Raw genomic sequence first — 25032 nt, 5'->3', positions numbered from 1 at the left:
CGACCATGGAAAGTATGCAATCGCAACTACGCATGGGTTACGTCTGGACCATCTGTCTGGTGGCCGCCTGTGGCGGGCTGTTGTTTGGTTATGACTGGGTGGTTATCGGCGGGGCAAAACCGTTCTACGAAGCCTATTTTTCTATTACCGACCCGGCCGTTTCCGGGTGGGCAATGAGCTCTGCCCTGGTGGGATGTATTCTTGGGGCGATACTCTCCGGCTGGTGTGCCGACAAGTTTGGCCGCAAAATCCCCCTTATTCTTGCCGCAATTATGTTTACCGCGTCTGCCTGGGGCACCGCAGTGGCAAGTCACTTCGATATGTTTGTTCTCTGGCGCATTGTCGGCGGGGTAGGGATTGGCCTCGCTTCGGCGCTTAGTCCGATGTATATCGCAGAAATCAGCCCGGCGGCACAGCGCGGGCGCTTTGTGGCGGTCAACCAGCTCACCATTGTGGTTGGGGTGCTGGCGGCGCAGCTGATTAACCTGATGATTGCCGAGCCGGTTGCCAGCCAGGCAACGATGCAGGAAATCAGCGCCAGCTGGAACGGGCAGGTGGGCTGGCGCTGGATGTTTGGCTTTGAAGCCTTCCCGGCGGTGGTCTTTTTGATCCTGATGTTTTTTGTGCCTGAGTCACCTCGCTGGCTGGTGCGCGCCGGGAAAAACGAACGCGCTCACCAAATGCTGAGCCGCATCGGCAGTAAAGCCTATGCCGATGCAACGCTGAAAGATATTCAGGAAACGTTAAGCAAGGACACACAAAAAGTGTCCTGGTCCGCGCTTTGGGCACCGAAGGTTCGCCCGATCATCGTGATTGGTATGGTGCTGGCGGTGTTCCAGCAGTGGTGCGGGATTAACGTTATCTTCAACTATGCGCAGGAGATTTTTGCCTCCGCCGGGTTCGACATTAACAGCACGTTGAAATCGATTGTTGCGACCGGCCTGATTAACCTGGTGTTCACCCTTGCCGCGCTGCCGTTGGTGGACAAAATTGGCCGCCGCAAATTGATGCTGTTTGGGGCCGCTGGGCTGACAATTATCTATGCGCTTATTGGTGCCGCCTACGGCCTGGGTATTCTGGGGCTGCCGGTCCTGATTCTGGTGCTGGCCGCCATCGCCACCTATGCGCTGACGCTGGCCCCGGTAACCTGGGTGCTGTTGGCGGAAATCTTCCCGAACCGCGTTCGCGGCCTCGCGATGTCGCTGGGGACATTAGCGCTGTGGGTCGCCTGCTTCCTGCTGACTTACACTTTCCCTCTGCTGAATGCAGGCCTGGGCGCATCCGGCAGCTTCCTGCTGTACGGCGTTATCTGTGCCGCTGGCTTTATCTACGTGCGCCGCTTCGTGCCGGAAACCAAAGGCGTGAGCCTCGAAGCGCTGGAGCAGCAGCTGGCTGAAGGCCGCGTGAATGCTTCTCCCGCGCGGGCCGCAAAGGCGCTACGCTAATGGATACTCTGCACCTGCAAAATGATTTTCTTAGTTTGACTGTTGCCCCGAAGGGGGCCTCAGTTCTCAGCTTTGAATCTCTCAGGCACGGGAAACCGATTTTTCATCCGGCGAACCCGGCGCTGTTTCCAATGCTGCCGCTGGCTAATCGGGTGGACGGGAACGCTTTCCATCTGCACGGCGAGCGAATCCAGCTGCCAGACAGCCTCGTTGATGAGCACTTTTTCCTGCACGGGGATGGTTGGCAAAAGCTTTGGCACGTTGAGCAGTACGAAGCTGAGTCTGTCACCTTGAGCCTGTGCAGCCAGTATCCCTGCGGTTTTCACTATCTGGCAAATCTGACTTACCGCCTGGCAGGCAACAGGCTGTTAACCCGGCTTGAGCTGAAGCACACTGGCGAGAAGCCGATGATATACGGGCTGGGTTTGCATCCTTATTTTTCGCTGGGGCCAGCCAGCCAGGTGCAGTTTTCCGCCAGCGGCTACTGGCCCGAAGGCGAGCAGCACCTGCCTTTGGCCTGGGAAGGGACGTTCATCCCGCAGGCAGATTTTTCCCGTGCAAAAACGCCGGAGAACAAGTGGCTTAACGTGGGGTATTCCGGCTGGAGCGGCAGGGCGGTTATTACCCACTCGGAGATGAGCATTTGTCTGCGTAGCCCGGCGGCCTGTTTGATGGTATTCAGCATGGGGAACCAGCCGTTTATCTGTCTTGAACCGCAAACGCATCCGGTCAACGCGCACAACCAGGCGGGGATGCCGGGTTTAGTCATGCTGGAGACGGGCCAGACCACGCATCTGGAGATGGAGATTGAGGTGAGCTAACGCGCAATAGCCATTGTTTTGATGTGTGTTATTGCGCTGTTAATGTTTGCTTGCATGCCAGCCAGCTATCCCCGACACTATCGCCTCCAAAACGGGAGGGATCATGGTTTTGCATTCCACGCGCTGGCTGGCGCTCAGTTACTTTACCTACTTCTTTAGCTATGGCGTATTTTTACCGTTCTGGAGCGTCTGGCTCAAAGGCGTCGGGCTTCCCCCGGAAACTATCGGATTGCTGTTAGGCTCAGGGCTGATTGCCCGTTTCCTCGGCAGTTTATTATTAGCCCCCCGCGTGACCGATCCTTCCCGCCTTGTTTTCGCCCTTCGTCTGTTAGCCCTTGCCACACTAGTTTTTGCCGCTGGTTTCTGGTTGGGCCATGCCGCGCTCTGGCTGCTGCTGACGATGGTGGGCTTTAACCTGTTCTTCTCGCCGCTGGTGCCGCTGACCGATGCGCTGGCGGGGACCTGGCAGCGGCAAATGCCGCTGGATTATGGCCGGGTGCGGCTCTGGGGATCGCTGGCGTTTGTCATCGGCTCGGCCATTACCGGCAAGCTGGTGAGCGAGTTCAGCTCTCAGGCTATTCTGGTCCTGCTGACCCTTGGCGCGGCGTCGATGCTGATTGGCATGATGCTGCGGCCTTCCATTATGCCTCAGGGCGAAACCCGGCATCAGGCTTCAGCTGGCTGGCCCGCCTGGAAAGGGCTGATTATCAGCGCCTGGCGTTTTCTGGCCTGTGTTTCTCTGCTGCAGGGCGCGCATGCGGCCTACTACGGTTTTAGCGCGATTTACTGGCAGGGGGCAGGCTATTCCGCTTCCGTTGTGGGCTATTTATGGTCGCTGGGCGTGGTGGCGGAAATCGTTATCTTTGCCCTCAGCAACAAACTGTTCCGCCGCTGGAGCGCCAGAGATTTGCTGCTGTTGTCCACCGTGACCGGCATTATTCGCTGGAGCCTGATGGCAAGCACCACCGAACTGCCGTGGCTGATTGTGGCGCAAATCCTGCACTGCGGCAGCTTCACGGTTTGCCACCTGGCGGCGATGCGCTATATCTCTGCCCGCAAAGGCGGCGAGGTGATCCGCCTGCAGGCCGTTTACTCCGCCGTGGCGATGGGCGGCGGTATCGCCGTGATGACGATTTTCTCGGGCTTCCTCTATCAGCATTTGCAGGGCGGGATGTTCTGGATCATGGCGCTGGTGGCGGCCCCGGCGCTGTTCCTGCGGCCCAAAGTCGCCGCAGTCAGCCCGGTTGCGGAAAGCTAAGCCTCTAACAGTGCTTTGATGCGCTGCTGCTGGTGTTCACCCAGCGGCAGCGTGGCGTGAATGAGCGGGGGAGAAAACAGCGGCAGCGAGGTCGCGTAGGGCGTAATAACCAGCACCACTTCACGCGGGGCGCCCTGGCTTTGAAACTGCTGCACCGCCAGATATTTAATGTTGAGCGGCAGCAGGGTCAGCTCGCGCAGCTGCTGCTCAATTTTCTGTTCCAGCTCGCGATCGTCGGCCGTCAGCAGCAACACCTGTTTTTCCTGAATGTCACTTTCCTGCATCAGCCAGGCACCAAAGATTACTGCGACCAGGCCCCTTTCCGCATCGGAAAACTGAATCCCATAATGCTGTTCAAAATCCGCAAGCACTTCTCGCGAGGTTCGCATTAGCCTCGGATAAAGACGCGTGATCTCTTCGGGCAGGCTGTGGTCGATGCCGATATTAAAGTGGCAGCGGTTCAGCGCCTGGGCGAGGTGAATATAAAGCTGATCGCTCAGCCCTTGTTCATCGCTAAAAGAAAGCCCGGCCTGACGGCGGAAACGTTCGATCATCCGTGCGATTTCATTGTGTAACCGGGCATCCTGTTCATGTTCGTCATTAATCGGATCGGGAATTCTGAGCAGTTGAAACAGCAGGGCCAGGAAATGCTGTTCATCAACGTCTGCGGGCTGCATGACGCGGCGCTTCCAGTGGCGGGCTATTTCCTGGGCGACAACAAATTCAGGCCGCATCTGGCTCCACTCGCGCTGCTGCGGCGTCAGGACTGGCGCATTGCCGGAGTGATGCTGATGCAGACAATACTGCAAAAACAGCGTCAGGAACTGGCTGTCCCGGCTGTCGTACTGCCTTTTTAAACGGCGACCACACAGATTCACCAGCGCACGTAAATTAGTTTCGTCATACAGCGCCTTGATAAGCCCCAGATGCTTTAGCTGGGACTTTAGTGCCGGACTAAAGTGGTTTTGCACAAACTGCGGGCAAAGGCGCAGCGAGCGTCGCAGCCAGTGCAGCAGGCAGAGGCGGCGGTCAAGGACTGTGCCTTCAATCCGGTAGCTGCCGTCCTGCTGCTGCGTCAGGGAGAGACGGTGATAACTCTGGATCTCATGGCCCGTGTCGGCTATATCTTGCAGGGTTTGCCTCTGATCCACGCCGTTAAGGCTGGCAATGACCTCCGGCGTGACGATCTGCTCCGGGAGATAGAGCATCAGAAGCAGGTGGCAGCGGCGCTGCGAACTGGATAGCACAGAGGGTGGCGGCGTCAGTAAAGTCATCATCTGGCTGTCCCAATGTGGTGTCAGAAGTTAAGAATAGCTAAAGGTTTCGGCCAATATATTGCCCTTTTTAGTTTTTCATCACGGAATTACGGCTGGCTCACAGAATTTAAATCTTGAGGGAAGCATGAGCGACAAAAGAATCAGCCTGAAAGGAGTAGCCTTGCTGTCGGCAGGGTTTTCGGCGGCAAGCGTGCAGGCGCATCCCCACAGTTTTATCTCTATCGTCACCACGCCTGTGGTTGATCAGGGGCAGCTGACGGGGCTAAAAATGCAGTGGACGATGGACGACATTACTTCAGCAGATCTGTTGTATGACGCCGGCGACGCCAAGCCGGGGTCGCCGGTGTGGAAGAAGTTGGCGGCGGAAGTGATGGCTAATGTGCTGGGCCAGCACTACTTTACCGAGTTCTGGCATAACAAAGAGAAGGTGAAGTTTGGCAATTTGCCGCCGGAATATGGCCTGAGCCGTAGCAATCATCAGGCGGTGCTGACGTTTGTTCTGCCGCTGGCGCATCCGCAGCCGCTCAAAGGACAGACATACCGTTTCTCAACCTTCGACCCGACTTATTTTGTCGACATGAGTTATGACCACGATGGGGACGTGCATCTGCCGCAGGAGCTGGCCTCAAGCTGTAAAGTTGCCGTGCACACGCCAAAGCCCAGCGAAGAGACGCTGCTGTTCGCGCAGTCGCTGGATAAAGCTGACGCCCCGCCGGAGGACATGGACTTAGGGAAACAGTTTGCTCAGGAGGTGACGCTGGCATGTCAATAATCACCGCTTCTTCTCCCGTCCGCCGCTGGGGCCATCTGTGGCCGCTGGCGCTGTTTATCTTGCTTGCTGCCGCCGGGCTTTATGCCTTGTGGCTTTACTGGCCGCAAATCCTGCTTAGTTCGGCCGTCTGGCAGCGTTCAATCAATCAGGAATTAAGCGGGCTGCTGCGCCAGGTGGCAGACAACCCCGCTCGCGCAGGCTTATCGCTGCTCTCTTTCAGTTTTGCCTACGGAGTGCTCCATGCGCTGGGGCCGGGGCACGGCAAAATCGTCATCAGCACCTGGCTTGCGACCCATCCCTCAAAAATTAAAAGCAGCCTCGGTTTGACCTTTGCCGCGTCTTTATTACAGGGGCTGGTGGCTATTGCGCTGGTGGTCGTGGTGCTGGGCGTTCTCGCTTTGCCTTCCCGGCAGCTTCATCTCAGCAGCTTCTGGCTGGAGAAGGGCAGCTATCTGCTTGTCGGGTGCCTGGGCCTTTTGCTGAGCTGGCGGGCGCTGCGGCGTTTACAGGTTCAGTTACGCCGCAAACCCAAATTTACCTCGTTTACGCCGCATCATGTGCATGACGCCAACTGCGGCTGCGGGCATCAGCACGTCCCGGACGAAAAACAGCTGACGGCGGGAAGCGACTGGCGGGCCAGGCTGATGATTGTCCTGTCGATGGGCATGCGCCCCTGTTCTGGCGCGATTATGGTGCTGCTGTTCAGCAAGGTGATCGGGGTCTTTAGCTGGGGCGTGCTGTCTGCGCTGGCGATGGCGGCAGGTACCTCGATCACCATTTCCGGCCTGGCGCTGCTGGTGCACAGCTTCCGTGCGCTGGCGGTTCGCTTAAGCGGGAACCGGGCCCCGGTGCTGTGGCGGCAGGTAGGCTGGTCAACGCTTGCACTGGCGGGAGGAATTGTCCTGGTCGTGGCCGCGCTGATTATGTGGCTGAGCGCCCAGCCGATGGCGCGAGGTATTCGGCCTTTCTGAACGGGTAGCTAAATGCGGGCATAAAAAAATCCCCTCGCCGTAAAGCTGAGGGGACTTTTGTTTTTGCCTCTTCTTTATTGAAGATCAGGCAAAAAAGCTTAGCGCTTCAGCGCTTCACTCAGTTCTTCACGCATGGTAGCCAGCATGGCTTTCACAACGCGCGGGTTACCGGCGACGATGTTCCCGGTCGTCAGGTAGTTATGGCCGCCGGTGAAATCACACACGATGCTGCCGGATTCACGAGCCAGCAGTTCACCTGCGGCGAAATCCCATGGCTTCAGGCCAATCTCGAAGAAACCGTCCACGCGGCCAGCGGCAACGTAGGCCAGGTCCAGCGCAGCGGAACCGGTGCGGCGGAAGTCTGCACACTGGGTGAACAGTTTGCCAACGATGTTGATGTAAGGAGTCGCGTGCTGCTTCACTTTGAACGGGAAGCCGGTCGCCAGAACGGTGCCGTCCAGGTCGCGTGCATTGCTGCCGCGCAGGCGGTAGCCGTTAAGCTGGGCGCCCTGGCCACGGGTCGCGGTGAACAGTTCGTTACGCATTGGATCGTAAACAACGGCAACTTCAGTGCGGCCTTTGATACGAACAGCGATAGAAACGGAGAAATGTGGCAGACGTTTGATGAAGTTGGTGGTGCCATCCAGCGGATCGATAACCCATTGCACGTCCTGATCTTCGCCTGCATGTTCACCGCTTTCTTCGGTGATGATGGTGTGCTGCGGGTAAGATTTGCGGATTGTGTCGATAATAATCGCTTCTGCAGCTTTATCGACGTTAGTCACAAAGTCATTGCTGCCTTTCTGACTGCTTTCTACGGAGTCTGGTGTTTCGTAGTGTTTGGCAATTACATTACCCGCCTTGCGCGCAGCACGCACGGCGATGGTCAACATTGGATGTTGCATCGGTCTCTCTCGCTGGATGTTAAAGAACGGAAATCGCGGCGGAGTATAGCAGAGCGTTCGGAATATGTCCCAGGGTTATGATAAGATATTGCGATATTCTTCCCAGGCTATGAATGACAATGCTGCAAAACGTACGAATCGTGCTGGTCGAAACCTCGCATACCGGCAACATGGGCTCCGTGGCTCGTGCTATGAAAACCATGGGCTTAACTAACCTGTGGCTGGTCAATCCGCTGGTCAAACCGGACTCCCAGGCCATCGCCCTGGCCGCTGGCGCCAGTGATGTTATTGGCGATGCTCAGATCGTCGATACGCTTGATGAAGCGCTGGCAGGATGCAGCCTGGTGGTCGGCACCAGCGCGCGCTCCCGCACTCTGCCGTGGCCGATGCTGGACCCGCGCGAATGCGGTTTAAAAAGCATCAGCGAAGCGCAGCATGCGCCGGTGGCAATCGTCTTTGGCCGCGAACGCGTGGGCCTGACCAACGAAGAGCTGCAAAAATGCCATTATCACGTTGCCATTCAGGCGAACCCGGAATACAGCTCCCTTAACCTCGCGATGGCGGTTCAGATCCTCGCCTATGAAGTGCGCATTGCCTGGCTCGCCACGCAAGAGCAGCCGGAAGCGGCTAAAGAAGAGGAAGACGCCCCTTATCCGCTGGTGGATGACTTAGAGCGTTTCTATGTGCATCTCGAAAAAGCGCTGCAGGAAAGCGGTTTCATTCGCCCAACCCATCCGGGCCAGGTGATGAGCCGACTGCGCCGTCTGTTTACCCGTGCACGCCCGGAAAGTCAGGAATTAAACATCCTGCGCGGCATGCTGGCGTCGCTGGAAAACCCAAAAAAATCGGGCCAATAATACTTGAGTAAAATGGTAGGTTAAATAGTTGACCATTTTACTCAGGAATGTCAGACTTGCGTCCTGCTATGTGACAATCACACTTTTAAAAACCCCCGGCTCGAGGGGCTATTTGAGGTTAAGTAAGACATGAGACTGACATCAAAAGGGCGCTACGCCGTAACCGCGATGCTTGACGTTGCGCTGAACTCTGAATCGGGCCCGGTTCCGTTGGCTGATATTTCTGAACGTCAGGGTATTTCACTCTCCTACCTGGAGCAGCTGTTCTCCCGCCTGCGTAAAAATGGCCTGGTGGCCAGCGTGCGCGGTCCTGGCGGTGGTTATCTGTTAGGTAAAGACGCGAGCAGCATCGCCGTAGGCGAAGTGATTAGCGCCGTTGATGAGTCCGTAGACGCCACCCGTTGCCAGGGTAAAGGCGGCTGCCAGGGCGGCGATAAGTGCCTGACTCACGCGCTGTGGCGCGACCTGAGCGATCGCCTGACCGGCTTCCTGAATAACATCACCCTGGGTGAACTGGTTAACAACCAGGAAGTGCTGGACGTGTCCGATCGTCAACATAGTGAAAATCATCGCAGCACCCGTTCTCAAGACGCTATTGACGTCAAACTGCGCGCATAAGCAGAAGAACAAGAATTTTAGAATCAGGTTGAGGGAGCGGTGCTCCCTGTCTATAACGGCAACATATTTTAAGCCTGATTCTTCGCATTGAAGTGATGTACGGAGCTTAAGAGCAATGAAATTACCGATTTACCTCGACTACTCCGCAACCACGCCGGTAGACCCGCGTGTTGCTGAGAAGATGATGCAGTTTTTAACGATGGACGGCACCTTCGGTAACCCGGCCTCTCGTTCCCACCGTTTTGGCTGGCAGGCTGAAGAAGCCGTTGATATTGCCCGTAACCAAATCGCTGAACTGGTTGGCGCAGACCCGCGTGAAATCGTATTCACCTCCGGCGCAACCGAGTCAGACAACCTGGCTATCAAAGGTGCGGCTAACTTCTATCAGAAGAAAGGCAAGCACATCATCACCGCCAAAACCGAACACAAAGCCGTGCTGGACACCTGTCGCCAGCTTGAGCGTGAAGGGTTTGAAGTGACTTATCTGGCGCCGCAGAGCAACGGTATCGTTGACCTGAAGCAGCTGGAAGCCGCTATGCGTGAAGACACTATTCTGGTGTCCATCATGCACGTTAACAACGAAATCGGCGTGGTGCAGGATATCGCGGCTATCGGCGAAATGTGCCGTTCCCGTGGCATTATCTTCCACGTTGATGCTACCCAGAGCGTGGGCAAACTGCCTATCGATCTGAGCCAGCTGAAAGTTGACCTGATGTCCTTCTCCGGCCACAAAATTTACGGGCCGAAAGGGATCGGTGCGCTGTACGTGCGTCGTAAACCGCGTATCCGTATCGAAGCGCAGATTCACGGCGGGGGTCACGAGCGCGGCATGCGTTCCGGTACGCTGCCTGTGCATCAGATCGTCGGCATGGGTGAAGCTTACCGTATCGCAAAAGAAGAGATGGAGACCGAAATGGCCCGTCTGCGCACGCTGCGTAACCGTCTGTGGAACGGCGTGAAAGATATGGAAGAAGTTTACCTGAACGGTGACCTGGAGCATGGCGCGCCAAACATCCTCAACGTCAGCTTTAACTACGTTGAAGGCGAGTCGCTGATCATGGCGCTGAAAGACCTCGCGGTCTCTTCGGGCTCAGCCTGTACTTCCGCTAGCCTCGAGCCATCCTACGTGCTGCGCGCGCTGGGGATGAGCGATGAACTGGCACACAGCTCTATCCGTTTCTCTCTGGGTCGTTTCACCACTGAAGAAGAGATCGATTACACCATCGAGCTGGTACGTAAATCCATTGGCCGTCTGCGCGACCTTTCTCCTCTGTGGGAAATGTTCAAACAGGGCGTGGATCTTAATTCCATCGAATGGGCTCATCACTGATCGTTCGTCAGGACGTCGATTTCAGATTCTGGAGAAGTAAAAATGGCTTACAGCGAAAAAGTAATTGATCACTACGAAAACCCACGCAACGTTGGCTCTTTTGACAACAGCGACGACAGCGTAGGTTCTGGCATGGTGGGTGCACCGGCCTGTGGCGACGTGATGAAGTTGCAGATCAAAGTCAACAATGACGGTATCATTGAAGACGCGCGTTTCAAAACCTACGGCTGCGGTTCGGCGATTGCGTCCAGCTCGCTGGTGACCGAGTGGGTGAAGGGCAAGTCCCTGGACGAAGCGCAGGCGATCAAAAACACCGACATCGCAGACGAACTCGAACTGCCGCCGGTGAAAATTCACTGCTCAATCCTGGCTGAAGACGCTATCAAAGCGGCTATCGCGGATTACAAAAGCAAACGTGAAACAAAATAACTCTAACGCATTCGAGCTTGCTGCCCGGCAGCGGCTCGAAGTATGACGAGTTAAAATTTTTATTGAGGTTGTTGTATGTCGATTACCCTTAGCGACAGCGCCGCTGCCCGTGTAAGTGCCTTCCTGACCAACCGCGGTAAAGGGTTTGGTTTGCGTCTGGGTGTGCGCACATCAGGCTGCTCTGGGATGGCTTATGTTCTCGAATTTGTTGATGCACCGATGGCGGATGACACCGTGTTCGAGGACAAAGGCGTGAAGGTGGTTGTCGATGGTAAAAGCCTGCAATTCTTAAACGGAACCGAGCTCGACTTCGTCAAAGAAGGCCTTAACGAAGGGTTTAAGTTCACTAACCCAAACGTGAAGGATGAGTGTGGCTGCGGCGAAAGCTTCCACGTCTGATCCCGCGCAATTCCCCACTGGCTCTGGCCCGTGGGGATTTTGCTTTACCACACAGCACTTACCTGACCTGAACCCGAGTCTGTTATGGATTATTTTACCCTGTTTGGGCTGACGCCAGGCTACACCCTGAACACCGAGCAACTGGCCAGCCGTTATCAGGAGCTGCAGCGTCAGTTCCACCCGGACAAATACGCCAGCCGCCCTCAGGCAGAACAGCTTCTGGCCGTGAGCCAGTCCGCCACTATCAACCAGGCCTGGCAGACGCTGCGTCACCCGCTTGCCCGCGCCGAATACATCCTGTCCCTGAACGGTTTCGACCTCGCGAATGAACAGCACACCGTGCGCGACACCGCGTTCCTGATGGAACAGCTGGAGCTGCGTGAAGAGCTGGACGATATCGAGCAGGCGAAAGACAGCGACAAGCTTGAAAGCTTTGCCTCGCGCGTAAAAACGATGGTGAAAAACCGCAGCGCGCAGATGGTGCAGCAGCTGGATGGCCAGCAGTGGGAACAGGCGGCGGACACTGTGCGCAAGCTGCGTTTCCTCGACAAATTGCAGAGCCAAATTGAACAACTAGAAGAAAAGCTGCTCGACTTTTAACGCCTGAACTCAGGCCCGATTTTTGGAAGCGATACATGGCCTTATTACAAATTAGTGAGCCTGGCATGATGGCTGCGCCGCACCAGCGCAGGCTGGCTGCAGGTATCGACCTCGGCACCACCAACTCGCTGGTGGCTACCGTTCGCAGCGGCCAGGCCGAAACCCTTGCCGACCATGAAGGCCGCCACCTGCTGCCTTCCGTGGTGCATTATCAGCAGCAAGAGCATATCGTTGGTTTTGACGCTCGCGCGCTTGCCGCGCAGGATCCCGCGAATACCATTAGCTCGGTAAAACGTATGATGGGCCGCTCTCTGGCGGACATCCAGACGCGTTATCCTCATCTCCCGTATCGCCTGCAGGCCAGTGAAAACGGCCTGCCGATGATTGAAACGCCTGCCGGCCTGCTGAACCCGGTACGTATCTCTGCCGACATCCTGAAATCGCTCTCCGCGCGAGCCAGTGAAACCCTGGAAGGGGAACTGGATGGCGTGGTGATCACGGTGCCAGCCTATTTTGACGATGCGCAGCGCCAGGGCACCAAAGACGCTGCTCGCCTTGCCGGGCTGCACGTTCTTCGTTTGCTGAACGAACCTACCGCCGCGGCGATTGCCTACGGCCTGGATTCCGGTAAAGAAGGCGTTATTGCCGTTTACGATCTGGGCGGTGGGACGTTTGACATCTCCATCCTGCGCCTGAGCCGCGGTGTGTTTGAAGTGCTGGCTACCGGCGGTGATTCCGCGCTGGGCGGCGATGACTTCGACCATCTTCTGGCCGACTGGCTGCGTGAGCAGGCCGGGATTGCCGACCGCAGCGACGACCGCGTGCAGCGCCAGCTTCTGGACGCCGCCATCGCCGCCAAAATCGCGCTTAGCGATGCCGCCACCGCTAGTGTAGAAGTGGCTGGCTGGCAGGGCGAAGTCACCCGCGAGCAGTTCAACGAGCTTATCTCTTCTCTGGTTAAACGGACGCTGCTGTCCTGCCGTCGCGCGTTGAAAGACGCGGGCGTGGAAGCAGAAGACGTACTGGAAGTGGTGATGGTCGGCGGCTCAACCCGCGTACCGTTGGTGCGTGAGCGCGTAGGCGAGTTCTTTGGCCGCATGCCGTTAACCTCTATCGACCCGGATAAAGTTGTTGCCATTGGCGCGGCCATTCAGGCCGATATTCTGGTGGGCAACAAGCCGGACAGTGAAATGCTGTTGCTGGATGTGATTCCGCTGTCCCTTGGCCTGGAAACGATGGGCGGCCTGGTCGAGAAGGTTATCCCGCGTAACACCACCATCCCGGTGGCCCGCGCGCAGGAATTCACCACCTTCAAAGACGGCCAGACAGCGATGGCTATCCACGTGCTGCAGGGCGAGCGTGAACTCGTTCAGGACTGTCGTTCTCTGGCGCGCTTTACGCTGCGCGGCATCCCGGCAATGTCCGCGGGCGGGGCCCACATTCGCGTCACCTTCCAGGTCGATGCCGATGGCCTGCTGAGCGTGACGGCGATGGAAAAATCCACCGGCGTTGAATCTTCAATCCAGGTGAAACCTTCTTATGGCCTGAGCGATGGTGAAATTGCCAGTATGATTCAGGATTCCATGAGTTACGCCGAGCATGACGTGCAGGCACGCATGCTGGCCGAGCAAAAAGTCGAAGCTGCCCGCGTGCTGGAAAGTTTGACCAGCGCGTTGACGGCGGATGCCGCGCTGCTAAGCGCCGCAGAGCGTGCCGACATTGATGCCGCGATGGCCGCGTTAAGCGCTGCTGCTGCAGGCGAAGATGCCGACGCTATTCAAAATGAAATCAAAAACGTAGACAAGCAAACCCAGGAATTCGCCGCACGTCGTATGGATCAATCGATCCGTAAAGCGCTGACCGGCCATTCTGTGGACGAGGTTTAATATGCCAAAGATTGTTTTTCTGCCTCATCAGGACCTGTGTCCGGATGGCGCAGTTCTGGAAGCGAAGCAAGGTGAAACCATTCTCGACGTTGCGCTGCGCAACGGCATTGAGATTGAACACGCCTGTGAGAAGTCCTGCGCCTGCACCACCTGCCACTGCGTAGTGCGTGAAGGTTTTGATTCCCTCGCGGAAAGCACCGAAGACGAAGACGACATGCTGGATAAAGCATGGGGTCTGGAGCCGGAAAGCCGCCTGAGCTGCCAGGCTCGCGTCAGCGACGAAGACCTGGTGGTTGAGATGCCGCGTTACACCATTAACCACGCACGCGAACACTAACGGGAGTCGCCATGGGACTGAAATGGACCGACAGCCGCGAAATCGGCGAGGCGCTGTACGACAGCCGTCCGGATCTCGATCCTAAGACGGTGCGTTTCACCGATATGCACCAGTGGATCTGCGAGCTGGAAGAGTTTGATGACGATCCGAACGCTTCTAACGAGAAAGTACTGGAAGCGATTTTACTTGTCTGGTTAGATGAAGCTGAATGATACACGGGCTGCCTTGGGCGGCCCGTTTTTGCATTTTGCCTGTGCTGAATAATGAAGGATTGGAAAATGACTGAAGCCATGAAAATCACCCTTTCCACGCAGCCAGCGGACGCACGCTGGGGCGAAAAGGCGACGTATAGCATTAACAATGACGGCATTACCCTACACCTGACCGGCAAAGACGATCTCGGGCTGATCCAGCGCGCGGCGCGCAAAATTGACGGCCAGGGGCTGAAGCACGTCCAACTGGCTGGTGAAGGCTGGGACGTTGAGAAAAGCTGGGCTTTCTGGCAGGGCTATCGTGCCCCAAAAGGCACCCGCAAAATTGACTGGGCGGTGCTGAGCGAAACCGAGCAGAAAGAGCTGGATAACCGCCTGAAAGTGATCGACTGGGTTCGCCATACCATCAACACCCCGGCCGAAGAGCTTGGCCCTGAGCAGCTTGCTTCCCGCGCGGTAGATCTGCTGTGCGATGTCGCCTGCGACCACGTTTCTTACCGCATCACCAAGGGTGAAGACCTGCGTGAGCAGAACTATGCCGGTATCCACACCGTTGGCCGTGGCTCAGACCGTGCCCCTGTGCTGCTGGCGCTGGACTACAACCCAACCGGCAACCCGGATGCACCGGTTTATGCAAGCCTGGTCGGGAAGGGCATTACCTTTGACTCCGGCGGCTACAGCATCAAGCAGACCGCGTTTATGGATTCCATGAAATCCGATATGGGTGGCGCCGCGACTATCACTGGCGCACTGGCTCTGGCCATCACTCGTGGCCTGAACAAGCGCGTTAAGCTGTTCCTTTGCTGTGCGGATAACATGATCAGCGGCAACGCCATGAAGCTGGGTGACATCATCACCTACCGCAACGGCAAAACCGTTGAAGTGATGAACACCGATGCCGAAGGGCGACTGGTGCTGGCTGATGGCCTGATTGACGCCGCAGCACAGAAACCAGAGCTGATCATCGACTGCGCGACCCTGACCGGGGCAGCAAAAACGGCCCTGGGTAACGACTACCATGCGCTGTTCAGCTTTGATGACAAGCTGGCTGCCCGCCTGCTGGCAAGCGCGGCGGAAGAAAACGAGCCGTTCTGGCGCCTGCCGCTGGCTGAATTCCACCGCAGCCAGCTGCCGTCTAACTTCGCCGAACTGAACAATACCGCGAACGCCTCTTACCCTGCGGGAGCGAGCACGGCGGCAGGTTTCCTGTCTCACTTTGTGGAAAACTACCACGAAGGCTGGCTGCACGTTGACTGTTCTGCGACTTACCGTAAAGGTGCCGTTGAGCAGTGGTCTGCTGGTGCGACCGGTCTCGGCGTGCGTGCGATCGCCAATCTGCTGTTAGCGAAGTAATATTGCCCCTCACCCCGGCCCTCTCCCCATAGGGGAGAGGGAGAAAAAAGTTCGGGGGGAGTTAACACCGGCAGTCTCTCTCTGGAAGGGGAGACACTTTGAGTGGTTCTCCTCTCTCTTTCAGGAAAGAGACTCTGAACTGTTCCCTCTCCCTTTCAGGGAGAGGGTTAGGGTGAGGGTAAACCTCTTAAGCTTTATCCCGGAATCACAATGTCAGAAACAAAAAACGAACTAGAAACCCTGCTTGAGCAGGCGGCAACCGAGCCGGCTCACCGCCCGGCATTTTTCCGCACCCTGCTGGAATCCACCGTCTGGGTACCGGGCAATGCGGCAGAAGGTGAAGCGATTGACGCCGATAGCGCGGTTGAACTGCAGCACTGGGAAAAAGAAGACGGCACTTCGGTGATCCCTTTCTTCACCTCCCTGGAAGCTTTGCAGGAAGCGGTCAGTCACGAGCAGGCGTTTGTGGTAATGCCCGTGCGCACTTTATTTGAAATGACGCTGGGTGAAGCGCTGTTCCTCAACGCCAAACTGCCGACAGGCAAAGAATTTACGCCAAATGAAATCAGCCATCTGGTCAGCGCGGAAAGAGATCCACTGAGCCAGCAGGAAGTGCTGGAGGGCGGTACTTCATTGCTGCTTTCCGAAGTTGCTGAACCGCCAGCGCAGATGGTTGACTCTCTGACCACGTTGTTTAAAAACCTGAAAACGGTCAAACGTGCGTTTATCTGCTCCATCAAAGAACAGGCGGACGAAGAGCCAAACCTGTTGATTGGCATTGAGGCCGACGGCGACATCGAGGCGATTATTCGTCAGGCCGGAAGCGTAGCCACCGATACGTTGCCGGGCGATGAGCCGGTTGATATCTGCCAGGTTGTTGAAGGCGAGAAGGGTATCAGCCACTTTATGATTGCCCACATCACGCCGTTCTATGAACGCCGTTGGGGCAGCTTCCTGCGCGACTTCAAGCAAAACCGCATTATTTAACGGCCGGTTATACATATTCTAAGGGAGGCGCAGTGCCTCCCTTTTTGTATTTATTGCGCAGGCTCAACGGGCAGGTCTGGGCGAGCACCCCATTCACTCCACGAACCATCGTAAAGCGACACGCCGTTCACGCCCAGCGTGGTCAGCGCCAGCACCACAACGGCGGCGGTAACGCCTGAACCACAGCTGGCAATAATTGGCCGCTCAAAGCTCACGCCCTGGCGTTCGAAGATCTCGCTCAGTTTGTCCGTAGTCTTCAGTTGACCGTTTTCTACCAGGTCCACCCACGGCACGTTAAGCGCCCCAGGAATATGGCCGCGTTTCAGGCCCGGGCGTGGCTCATCGGCCAACGCGTTGAAACGCGGAGCAGGGCGGGCATCCACAATCTGTGCAGTGCCTTCGTGACTGACCAGCAGCACGTCCGTCAGGCGTTTGATAACCAGCGGGTCGAAGTTAACCTCGAACTCACCTTCCGGTAGATCCACGTCCCCTTGTTCCAGCGGCAATGCTTCACGCTGCCACTCCGCCAGCCCACCGGCCAGAATGGACACTCTCTCGACGCCGAAGGTGCGCAGCATCCACCAGGCGCGAGGCGCGGAGAACAGGTTGCCTTCGTCGTAAACCACCAGATGCTTGTCACTGCTAACGCCAAGCTCGCGCATGGCCACGGCAAACGCCTCGGCTCGCGGCATCATATGAGGAAGAGGGCTGGTGTGATCGGAGAGTGTTTCGATGTCGAAATAGGCCGCACCAGACAAATGCCCGGCACGGTACTCCGCAGGCATATCGCGAAGTGCTTCCTGGCCTGCTGGTGCCATGCGGGCATCTAAAATCTGGATATCGTCATCGTTAATATGTTCTGCGAGCCAGTCGCTCGCGACGAAGAAAGAGGTGGACACAATGAGCCTCCGGTTCATCAAAGAAAAATGGATTGTCGGTGTTTTTCTATAACCCGGCAAGCGGCCTTGCCCGACACCGCGAGATACTTCGTAAAACTTAATGAATACACCCGCAAATTTACTGCCGCCTGCGAGGCTTCGCGCAAGGCAGAGTATTCCGACTTTCGCTTTTCTGGCTAATCCGCATAATACTTGCTCTACGTAATGTTTGGCGGCCCTTATTGGCCAGGGATAAAAGAATGAATGCACTACGTTTGACGAGCCTTGCCGTACTGGTTTGCGGCCTGCTTGCGCTTTCCGGCTGTGACGATAAAAACAATCAGCAAACCGTTCAGCCCACCGCCTCTGCAGCAGCGGAACAAAACAGTAAGGCTGAAACTAAACCGGATGCAGCTCAACTGGAAAAACTGGCTCAGCAGTCTGCGGGGAAGCCGCTGAAGCTGCTCGATGCCTCTGAAGTTCAGCTGGACGGTGCCAGTACGTTAGTGCTGACCTTCTCGATTCCGCTCGACCCCAATCAGGACTTCAATAAAGTTGCCCACCTGGTGGATAAAACCAGCGGTAAAGTGGACGGTGCCTGGGAGCTTTCCAGCGACCTAAAAGAACTTCGTCTGCGGCATCTGGAGCCCAAACGCACGCTGATTGTGACCGTAGACAGCGGGCTGCTTGCGCTCAATAAAGCGACGTTCGAAGATGGCTTTGAAAAGCAAATTGCCACGCGTGATATTCAGCCGAGCGTTGGCTTTGCCAGCCGGGGCTCCTTGCTGCCGACTAAAGTGATTGCGGGGTTGCCGGTGATGGCGCTTAACGTCGATAACGTTGACGTTAACTTCTATCGCATTAAAGACAGCTCCCTAAGCGCGTTTGTCAGCCAGTGGCAGTACCGTAACTCGGTTTCAAACTGGGAATCTGACAATCTGCTGAAGCTGGCTGACTTGGTTTACACCGGGCGTTTTGACCTAAATCCTGCGCGAAATACCCGTGAGAAGCTAATGCTGCCGCTGGGTGATATCAAACCTCTCCAGCAGCCCGGCGTCTATCTCGCTATCATGAGCCAGGCCGGGCATTACGCCTACAGCAATGCTGCAACCCTGTTCACGCTGAGTGATGTTGGTGTTTCGGTGCATCGCTACCACGACAGAATTGATGTCTTTACTCAAAGCCTGGAGAACGGTGCCGCGCAGTCGGGTGTGGAGATTGCGCTGTTGAACGAAAAAGGCCAAACGGTAGGGCAAACGAAAAGTGATAGTGACGGGCATGCCACGCTTGAGAAGCTGAACAAAGGCACGCTGCTGCTGGCGCGCAATGGTGAGCAAACCACGCTGCTCGATCTCAGCCGCCCGGCGCTGGATCTGGCGGAGTTTGATATTGCCGGTGAGCAAGGCTACAGCAAACAGTTCTTCATGTTTGGCCCAAGAGATCTCTATCGTCCCGGAGAGTCTGTCATCGTGAATGCCCTGCTCAGGGATGGGGATGGCAAACCGCTCCCGCCGCAGCCGGTGAAGCTTGAGGTCGTAAAACCGGACGGCCAGGTTACCCGCACCGAAGTGTGGCAGTCTGCCAACGGACTTTATCAATTTACCTGGCCTCTGAGCGAAAGCGCGGCAACCGGTAACTGGCAAATGCGGGTCAACACCGGGGATAACCTGCCGCGTATCTGGACATTTAAAGTTGAAGACTTCATGCCGGAGCGTATGGCGCTGAATCTCACGGCGCAGAGCGCGCCGATAGCGCCTGAAGATACCGTCAATTTCGACGTTACCGGGCGCTATCTCTACGGTGCGCCAGCCGCGGGTAACAGCCTTCAGGGGCAGCTATTCCTGCGCCCTTTACGTGATGCCGTTGCAAAGCTGCCTAGGTTCCAGTTCGGCGATATCAATGAGCAAAACCTTTCCCGTAGCCTGGATGCCGTTGAGCTAACGCTGGATGAACAAGGGCACACGACCGTCAGCGCGGAAAGCCAGTGGGGGGACGCGCATTCTCCTCTGCGCCTTATTTTGCAGGCTAGCCTGCTGGAGTCCGGCGGTCGCCCGGTGACACGCCGCGTTGAGCAGGCTATCTGGCCAGCTCAGGCAATGCCTGGGATCCGCCCTCAATTTTCCAGCAAAGAGGTTTATGACTACCGGACCGACACTACCCGCACTCAGCCCATCGTCGATGAAGACAGCAGCGCAGGTTTCGACATTGTGTATGCCGATGCGCAGGGGGAAAAGCTGGCGGTAAGCGATCTGGACGTGCGCCTGATTCGTGAGCGCCGGGACTACTACTGGAGCTGGGAAGAAAGTGAAGGCTGGCGGTCTCAGTACGATCAAAAAGATCTGGTGGAAGCCGAGCAGAAGTTGACGCTGGCTGCCGGAGAAACCGGCAAAGTTGCCTTCCCGGTAGAGTGGGGCTCGTACCGCCTGGAAGTTCGAGATCCTGAGAGCAACCTTGTCAGTAGCCTGCGTTTCTGGGCCGGTTACAGCTGGCAGGATAACAGCGATGGCACCGGTGCAGTGCGCCCGGACAGGGTGACGCTAAAAATAGATAAACCGTCTTACAAAGCTGGCGATACCATCAATCTGCATATTGCCGCGCCTGCCGCAGGTAAAGGCTATGCGCTGGTGGAATCCAGTGACGGCCCACTGTGGTGGAAAGAAATTGATGTTCCGGCAGGCGGCATGGATCTTGCCATTCCGGTGGATAAGAGCTGGCAGCGGCACGATCTTTACTTAAGCACCGTTGTTATTCGCCCCGGAGACAAGGCGCGTTCCGCCACGCCTAAGCGCGCGGTCGGGATCCTTCATCTGCCGCTAGGAGACGAGAGCCGCCGTCTCGATCTGACGTTGCAAAATCCAGCCAAAATGCGGCCTAACCAGAACCTGACCGTGAAGGTGAAGGCCAGCGTGAAAAATGGCGAAGTGCCGAAGCAGATTAACGTGCTGCTGTCCGCCGTGGACAGCGGTGTGCTGAATATCACCGATTACAAAACGCCGGATCCGTGGGACGCCTTCTTTGGACGCAAGCGCTATGGGGCAGATATCTATGACATTTACGGTCAGGTGATTGAAGGCGAAGGGCGACTGGCTGCTTTGCGCTTCGGCGGTGACGGCGATGAAGGCGATGAGCTTAGTCGCGGCGGTAAAAAGCCGGTGAATCATGTCACTATCATCGCTCAGCAAGCCCAACCGGTTGCGCTGGATGAAAACGGCGAAGGAACGGTGACGCTGCCGATTGGTGATTTCAACGGCGAGTTGCGGGTTATGGCGCAGGCCTGGACCGACGATCGCTTTGGTAATAGCGAAGAAAAAGTCACGGTTGCCGCGCCGCTAGTGAGCGAACTGGCCGCGCCGAGGTTTATGGCGAGTGGCGATACCAGCCGCCTCGCGCTGGATCTTACTAACCTGACGGACAGGCCCCAGCAGCTTAGCGTGGTACTCAGCGCTCAGGGGCTGTTAGCGCTCAATGGCGCGTCGACGATGGACGTGAAGCTGGCGCCTGGTGCTCGCGGCACGCTGTTCATTCCCGTACGTGCGCTGGAAGGTTTCGGTGACGGTGAAATCAAAGCCGTGATTAACGGCCTCGCACTGCCGGGTGAAACGCTGGCTGACCCAATCAAACAGTGGAAAATCGCCGTTCGTCCTGCATTCCCTGCGCAGACGGTGAACAGCGGTGCCGTGGTTAAACCGGGAGAGACATGGACGCTTCCGCCTAAGCATCTGTCCGGCATTGCTGAATCTACCCTGGAAGGGCAGCTGCTGCTGAGTGGGCGTCCGCCACTGAACCTGGCGCGTTACATTCGTGAGCTAAAAGCCTATCCGTATGGCTGCCTTGAGCAAACGACCAGCGGTCTGTTCCCGTCTCTGTACACCAATGAAGCTGAACTTAATGCGCTGGGTATCAAAGGTATTACCGACCAGCAGCGCCGGAACGCCATTGATGTAGGGATTGCCCGCCTGCTTGAGATGCAAAGTGACAATGGCGCTTTTGGGCTGTGGGATAAAGCAGGGCCGGAAGAATACTGGCTGACGGCCTACGTGACCGACTTCCTGGTGCGAGCTGGCGAACAGGGTTACAGCGTCAGTGCGGATGCACTCAGCAAGGCCAATCAGCGCCTGCTGCGCTATCTGCAGGATCCGGGTTTGATTGCCTTACGCTACAGTGACGACGCTCCGGCCAGCCGCTTTGCGGTACAGGCTTATGCCGGGTTGGTGCTGGCTCGTCAGCAAAAAGCGCCCCTTGGGGCATTGCGCGAGCTTTGGCAGCGCCACGATCAGGCGCGTGCCGGGCTGCCGCTCGTGCAGCTGGGCGTGGCCCTGAAGTTCATGGGGGATGAACCTCGCAGCCAACAGGCGATTGCTTTGGGGCTGAAAACTCAGCGCAGCGATAAACAGATTTGGATGGCGGATTACGGCAGCGAACTGCGGGATAAAGCGATGATGATGAGCCTGCTGGAAGAGAATAAGCTGCTACCCGACGCTCAAAACCAGCTACTGCTTGAGCTGTCTGATTTGGCCTGGAGCCAGCGTTGGTTATCCACTCAGGAAACCAACGCGTTGTTTATTGCCGGTCACGGTCTGCAAAACGTGAAAGGCGACTGGCAGGCGCAAACATCGCTTGGTGCACAGCCACTGGCATCCAGTCAGTCGGTAACGCGCAATCTGAGCGCGCAGCAGCTTTCTGATCTGCAGGTGACCAACACCGGGATGAGCAGCCTCTATTTGCGCCTCGACAGCGCGGGATATCCGCAGCAGGCACCGGCTCCCTACAGCAATGTGCTGCATATTGAACGCCACTTCCTTGATGCGAAAGGCAACACCCGGCCGCTTTCTTCACTGAAAAGCGGTGAGCTGGTTATGGTCTGGCTGGACGTTTGGGCAGACAAGAACGTGCCTGATGCGCTGGTCGTCGATTTACTGCCGGCCGGGCTGGAGCTGGAAAACCAGAATCTGGCTAACAGCAGCGCCAGCCTGGGGGACAGCGCGAGTGAAGTACAGACTCTGCTGAACCAAATGCAGCAGCAGGACATTCAGCATATGGAGTTCAGGGATGACCGCTTTGTGGCCGCATTGCCGCTTAATGAAGGCCAGCATGCGACGCTTATTTACCTGGCCCGAGCCGTTACGCCGGGAAGCTACACCGTGCCCGTACCGCAGGTGGAATCCATGTACGTTCCGCAGTGGCGGGCAACCGGTAGCAGTACCGGCACGTTGACCGTTGTGCCGTAAGCAGAACGTCGGTGCTTAACGGAGCAAGGCTACGCTGGCGGCGGGGCTATCTCTGGCTGATAGTCCCGCTGCTGGTTGCCACTTTTATCTGGCTGGCGGATAAGCTTTGGCCGTTGCCGCTGCAAGAGGTCAATCCGGCCCGCGTGGTGGTGGCGGCAGACGGCACGCCGCTTTGGCGTTTTGCTGATGCTGAAGGGATCTGGCGTTATCCCGTCGCACTGAATCAAGTTTCTCCCCGCTATCTGCAAGCGCTAATCGGCTATGAGGATCGCTGGTTTTGGGATCATCCTGGCATCAATCCGTTCTCTATCTTGCGCGCGGCCTGGCAGGATCTGCGCAATGGGGAAGTGATCTCTGGTGGCAGTACGCTGACAATGCAGGTTGCCCGCTTATTGGATCCCCATCCTCGTACACTCGGCGGCAAAATACGTCAAGTCTGGCGGGCTTTTCAGCTCGAGTGGCATCTTTCCAAAACGGAGATCCTGACGCTCTACCTTAATCGCGCCCCCTTTGGCGGCACACTACAGGGGATAGGCGCGGCAAGCTGGGCGTATCTTGGAAAAGCGCCTGAGCAGCTAAGTTATTCAGAAGCGGCCTTGCTTGCCGTGCTGCCTCAGGCTCCCAGCCGCCTGCGGCCCGATCGCTGGCCTGAACGAGCGCAACAGGCGCGGGATAAGGTTTTACGCCGTATGGCGGAACAGGGCGTGTGGTCGCAAAAGCAGGTTGATGAGGCTCTGCAGGAGCCTGTTTGGCTGGCACCGCGACAGATGCCGCAGCTGGCTCCGCTGCTGTCGCGGGCACTGGTATCGAAAAGCAAGTCAACGTTGATTGCGACCACGATAAATGCTCCTTTACAGCGCCAGCTGGAAGAGCTGGCGCTGAACTGGAAATCACGCCTGCCGCCTCGCTCCTCGCTGGCCATGCTGGTGGTTGATCACACTACAATGCAGGTTCGCGCGTGGGTGGGATCGGCGGATATTAACGATGACAGCCGATTTGGGCATGTCGATATGATCACCGCGATTCGCTCGCCGGGGTCCGTGTTAAAGCCTTTTGTTTACGGCATGGCAATGGATGACGGGCTGATTCATCCGGCGTCGTTGTTGCAGGACGTTCCGCGTCGGTTCGGCGATTATCGTCCTGGGAACTTCGACACCGGTTTTCACGGGCCGGTAAGCATGAGCGATGCCCTGGTGCGTTCGCTGAATTTACCTGCTGTTCAGGTGCTTGAGGCCTACGGGCCGAAGCGTTTTGCCGGGCAGATGGGCAACGTGGGGCTTAATCTTCGCTTTCCTCAGGGCAGTGAGCCCAACCTGTCGCTTATTCTAGGGGGCGGTGGCGCCAGGCTGGACCAGATAGTGGCAGCCTACGGCGCGTTTGCCCGTCATGGCAAGGCCGCTCAGTTGCGGGTTTTGGAAAGTGATGCCCTGCGAGAGCGCCCTCTGATGTCGCCGGGCGCTGCGTGGGTGATTCGCCGTATTCTTGCCGGGGAGGCCCAGCCTCAGCCGGATGCTTCTTTACCTCCCGTCGTCCCTCTGGCGTGGAAAACCGGGACCAGTTACGGGTATCGTGATGCCTGGGCCATAGGCATTAATTCGCGCTATCTGATTGGCATCTGGACCGGCAGGCCTGATAGCACGCCGGTGGCGGGGCAGTTTGGGTTAGGGAGTGCCGTACCGCTGCTTAATCAGGTGAATAATTTGCTGCAGGCTAATTCGCGCGTGCAGCAGCTCCATTTACCGACCGATCCCCGGCCCACTTCCGTTACGGCCGCAGAGATCTGCTGGCCTGGCGGCCAGGCATTGCCAGCCGGGGATGTGAACTGTCGTCGACGGCTGGCAACATGGCTTCTGGACGATGCTCAGCCGCCCACGCTGCTGGCACCGGGGCAAGAAGGCGCTCAGGGAACGCGTCAGCTTATTTGGGTGGATGCGCAGGGTAAGCGAGTGGCAGCCGATTGCCCTGGGGCTATTCAACAGGCAGTTGCTCTCTGGCCATTGCCCCTTGAACCCTGGCTACCCCCGACTGAGCGCCGTGTTGCTCGTTTGCCAGCAGTTTCAGCCAGTTGCCCACCGCTACAGAAAGAGAGTGCCACGCCGCTGCTGCTGCTCGGCGTGCGTGACGGCACTATTTTGAAACGCTTACCGGGGCAGATGCAGCTCCCGCTACGGCTTTCCAGCCAGGGCGGGCAGGGCCAGCGGTGGTGGTTCATTAACGGAGAAAGCGAAGAGAGCAAAGGCGACGGGCTGGCCTTAATGCTCAATAAACCGGGCGACTATCAGGTCGTGGTGATGGATGAGTCCGGGCAGGTTGCCAGCGCGACCTTTATCCTGCAGTGACGGCAAAACGTGAAATTTCACCCGCCGCAGCAATAGTGTTGCCAAAACTAATCTTATTTTAAAAAAATGTTATCTCCATCCATAGGCAACGACAAACTTGCTCTTTATAATCTGCGCCAATTTCATAACC

General features: G+C 57.0%; 21 protein-coding genes. 18 read left to right on the top strand and 3 right to left on the bottom strand.

Going from position 1 to position 25032, the window contains the following annotated elements; translation table 11 throughout:
• The first annotated feature begins 5 nt into the window (after positions 1-5).
• The 3 genes from AAIE02_RS18160 to AAIE02_RS18150 all read left to right on the top strand — a co-directional run bounded on the left by AAIE02_RS18160 (position 6) and on the right by AAIE02_RS18150 (position 3524).
• Positions 6-1445, top strand: a complete 1440-nt coding sequence (locus AAIE02_RS18160) for a sugar porter family MFS transporter (RefSeq protein WP_166990444.1) — start codon at positions 6-8, stop codon at positions 1443-1445.
• Positions 1445-2266: an aldose 1-epimerase gene (locus AAIE02_RS18155; RefSeq protein ID WP_498532999.1), complete on the top strand. Its 822-nt coding sequence runs from the start codon at positions 1445-1447 to the stop codon at positions 2264-2266. Before AAIE02_RS18160 ends, AAIE02_RS18155 begins: the two co-directional genes overlap by 1 nt.
• A 103-nt stretch (positions 2267-2369) precedes the next feature.
• Positions 2370-3524, top strand: coding sequence for a 3-phenylpropionate MFS transporter (locus tag AAIE02_RS18150; protein ID WP_498532998.1), 1155 nt, complete (start codon positions 2370-2372; stop codon positions 3522-3524).
• Here the strand turns inward: AAIE02_RS18150 and csiE are convergent.
• The gene (gene csiE, locus AAIE02_RS18145) at positions 3521-4801 is read right to left on the bottom strand and encodes a stationary phase inducible protein CsiE (protein WP_213715545.1); all 1281 of its coding nucleotides are present in this window, start codon (positions 4799-4801) and stop codon (positions 3521-3523) included. The genes AAIE02_RS18150 and csiE overlap by 4 nt on opposite strands.
• Before the next feature lie 124 nt (positions 4802-4925).
• Here csiE and AAIE02_RS18140 point away from each other — a divergent pair, with 124 nt between their 5' ends.
• Positions 4926-5573 carry a DUF1007 family protein gene (locus AAIE02_RS18140; RefSeq protein WP_498532997.1) on the top strand — a complete coding sequence of 216 codons (648 nt, stop codon included), beginning with the start codon at positions 4926-4928 and terminating at the stop codon, positions 5571-5573.
• Positions 5564-6544: a nickel/cobalt transporter gene (locus tag AAIE02_RS18135; protein ID WP_498532996.1), complete on the top strand. Its 981-nt coding sequence runs from the start codon at positions 5564-5566 to the stop codon at positions 6542-6544. The genes AAIE02_RS18140 and AAIE02_RS18135 overlap by 10 nt, the downstream gene beginning before the upstream one ends.
• Before the next feature lie 98 nt (positions 6545-6642).
• Here the strand turns inward: AAIE02_RS18135 and suhB are convergent, their stop codons facing one another.
• Positions 6643-7449: an inositol-1-monophosphatase gene (suhB, locus tag AAIE02_RS18130; protein ID WP_085938908.1), complete on the bottom strand. Its 807-nt coding sequence runs from the start codon at positions 7447-7449 to the stop codon at positions 6643-6645.
• A gap of 119 nt (positions 7450-7568) precedes the next feature.
• Here suhB and trmJ point away from each other — a divergent pair, with 119 nt between their 5' ends.
• The 11 genes from trmJ (at position 7569) to sseB (ending at position 16457) form a co-directional block, all read left to right on the top strand.
• The gene (gene trmJ / locus AAIE02_RS18125; RefSeq protein WP_008459431.1) at positions 7569-8306 is read left to right on the top strand and encodes a tRNA (cytosine(32)/uridine(32)-2'-O)-methyltransferase TrmJ; all 738 of its coding nucleotides are present in this window, start codon (positions 7569-7571) and stop codon (positions 8304-8306) included.
• 129 nt (positions 8307-8435) lie between these two features.
• Entirely contained in the window at positions 8436-8924 is a 489-nt protein-coding gene (gene iscR / locus AAIE02_RS18120) for a Fe-S cluster assembly transcriptional regulator IscR (protein WP_008459430.1), read from the top strand.
• A gap of 115 nt (positions 8925-9039) precedes the next feature.
• The gene (gene iscS / locus AAIE02_RS18115) at positions 9040-10254 is read left to right on the top strand and encodes a cysteine desulfurase (protein ID WP_008459429.1); all 1215 of its coding nucleotides are present in this window, start codon (positions 9040-9042) and stop codon (positions 10252-10254) included.
• 42 nt (positions 10255-10296) lie between these two features.
• On the top strand, positions 10297-10683 hold the full coding sequence (gene iscU / locus AAIE02_RS18110; protein ID WP_008459428.1) for a Fe-S cluster assembly scaffold IscU: 387 nt from the start codon (positions 10297-10299) through the stop codon (positions 10681-10683).
• Between the two features lie 75 nt (positions 10684-10758).
• Positions 10759-11082 (top strand): iron-sulfur cluster assembly protein IscA, encoded by a 324-nt coding sequence (iscA, locus tag AAIE02_RS18105; protein ID WP_008459427.1) that lies wholly within the window; start codon positions 10759-10761, stop codon positions 11080-11082.
• A gap of 84 nt (positions 11083-11166) precedes the next feature.
• Positions 11167-11682, top strand: coding sequence for a co-chaperone HscB (hscB, locus tag AAIE02_RS18100; protein WP_498532995.1), 516 nt, complete (start codon positions 11167-11169; stop codon positions 11680-11682).
• A gap of 35 nt (positions 11683-11717) precedes the next feature.
• Positions 11718-13568, top strand: a complete 1851-nt coding sequence (gene hscA, locus AAIE02_RS18095) for a Fe-S protein assembly chaperone HscA (RefSeq protein ID WP_008459425.1) — start codon at positions 11718-11720, stop codon at positions 13566-13568.
• A 1-nt stretch (position 13569) separates the two neighbouring features.
• Complete coding sequence (gene fdx, locus AAIE02_RS18090) at positions 13570-13905, top strand: ISC system 2Fe-2S type ferredoxin (protein WP_008459424.1); 336 nt, start codon at positions 13570-13572, stop codon at positions 13903-13905.
• Positions 13906-13916: 11 nt separating this feature from the next.
• A complete protein-coding gene (gene iscX / locus AAIE02_RS18085) occupies positions 13917-14117 on the top strand; it encodes a Fe-S cluster assembly protein IscX (RefSeq protein ID WP_016537752.1) in 201 nt (66 codons plus the stop codon).
• Between the two features lie 66 nt (positions 14118-14183).
• On the top strand, positions 14184-15470 hold the full coding sequence (gene pepB, locus AAIE02_RS18080; protein ID WP_008459420.1) for an aminopeptidase PepB: 1287 nt from the start codon (positions 14184-14186) through the stop codon (positions 15468-15470).
• A gap of 210 nt (positions 15471-15680) precedes the next feature.
• On the top strand, positions 15681-16457 hold the full coding sequence (gene sseB / locus AAIE02_RS18075) for an enhanced serine sensitivity protein SseB (protein ID WP_498532994.1): 777 nt from the start codon (positions 15681-15683) through the stop codon (positions 16455-16457).
• Between the two features lie 50 nt (positions 16458-16507).
• Here sseB and sseA read toward each other — a convergent pair whose 3' ends face one another.
• Entirely contained in the window at positions 16508-17356 is an 849-nt protein-coding gene (sseA, locus tag AAIE02_RS18070; protein WP_498532993.1) for a 3-mercaptopyruvate sulfurtransferase, read from the bottom strand.
• A gap of 239 nt (positions 17357-17595) precedes the next feature.
• Here sseA and AAIE02_RS18065 point away from each other — a divergent pair, with 239 nt between their 5' ends.
• Positions 17596-22563, top strand: a complete 4968-nt coding sequence (locus AAIE02_RS18065; protein WP_498532992.1) for an alpha-2-macroglobulin family protein — start codon at positions 17596-17598, stop codon at positions 22561-22563.
• 11 nt (positions 22564-22574) lie between these two features.
• Positions 22575-24902 (top strand): peptidoglycan glycosyltransferase PbpC, encoded by a 2328-nt coding sequence (gene pbpC, locus AAIE02_RS18060; RefSeq protein ID WP_498532991.1) that lies wholly within the window; start codon positions 22575-22577, stop codon positions 24900-24902.
• The last annotated feature ends 130 nt before the right edge of the window (positions 24903-25032 follow it).

The organism is Cedecea sp. Ae19-4, from assembly GCF_059801165.1.
This window is presented reverse-complemented; position numbering and strand designations above follow the sequence as displayed.

Coding starts and splice junctions, on each gene's coding strand:
- AAIE02_RS18150 (WP_498532998.1), top strand. CDS start 2,370: ATGGTTTTGCATTCCACGCGCTGGCTGGCGCTCAGTTACTTTACCTAC.
- csiE (WP_213715545.1), bottom strand. CDS start 4,801: ATGATGACTTTACTGACGCCGCCACCCTCTGTGCTATCCAGTTCGCAG.
- AAIE02_RS18135 (WP_498532996.1), top strand. CDS start 5,564: ATGTCAATAATCACCGCTTCTTCTCCCGTCCGCCGCTGGGGCCATCTG.
- iscX (WP_016537752.1), top strand. CDS start 13,917: ATGGGACTGAAATGGACCGACAGCCGCGAAATCGGCGAGGCGCTGTAC.
- AAIE02_RS18155 (WP_498532999.1), top strand. CDS start 1,445: ATGGATACTCTGCACCTGCAAAATGATTTTCTTAGTTTGACTGTTGCC.
- AAIE02_RS18065 (WP_498532992.1), top strand. CDS start 17,596: ATGAATGCACTACGTTTGACGAGCCTTGCCGTACTGGTTTGCGGCCTG.
- fdx (WP_008459424.1), top strand. CDS start 13,570: ATGCCAAAGATTGTTTTTCTGCCTCATCAGGACCTGTGTCCGGATGGC.
- suhB (WP_085938908.1), bottom strand. CDS start 7,449: ATGCAACATCCAATGTTGACCATCGCCGTGCGTGCTGCGCGCAAGGCG.
- AAIE02_RS18160 (WP_166990444.1), top strand. CDS start 6: ATGGAAAGTATGCAATCGCAACTACGCATGGGTTACGTCTGGACCATC.
- iscR (WP_008459430.1), top strand. CDS start 8,436: ATGAGACTGACATCAAAAGGGCGCTACGCCGTAACCGCGATGCTTGAC.
- AAIE02_RS18140 (WP_498532997.1), top strand. CDS start 4,926: ATGAGCGACAAAAGAATCAGCCTGAAAGGAGTAGCCTTGCTGTCGGCA.
- sseB (WP_498532994.1), top strand. CDS start 15,681: ATGTCAGAAACAAAAAACGAACTAGAAACCCTGCTTGAGCAGGCGGCA.
- iscU (WP_008459428.1), top strand. CDS start 10,297: ATGGCTTACAGCGAAAAAGTAATTGATCACTACGAAAACCCACGCAAC.
- iscA (WP_008459427.1), top strand. CDS start 10,759: ATGTCGATTACCCTTAGCGACAGCGCCGCTGCCCGTGTAAGTGCCTTC.
- trmJ (WP_008459431.1), top strand. CDS start 7,569: ATGCTGCAAAACGTACGAATCGTGCTGGTCGAAACCTCGCATACCGGC.
- hscB (WP_498532995.1), top strand. CDS start 11,167: ATGGATTATTTTACCCTGTTTGGGCTGACGCCAGGCTACACCCTGAAC.
- hscA (WP_008459425.1), top strand. CDS start 11,718: ATGGCCTTATTACAAATTAGTGAGCCTGGCATGATGGCTGCGCCGCAC.
- iscS (WP_008459429.1), top strand. CDS start 9,040: ATGAAATTACCGATTTACCTCGACTACTCCGCAACCACGCCGGTAGAC.
- pepB (WP_008459420.1), top strand. CDS start 14,184: ATGACTGAAGCCATGAAAATCACCCTTTCCACGCAGCCAGCGGACGCA.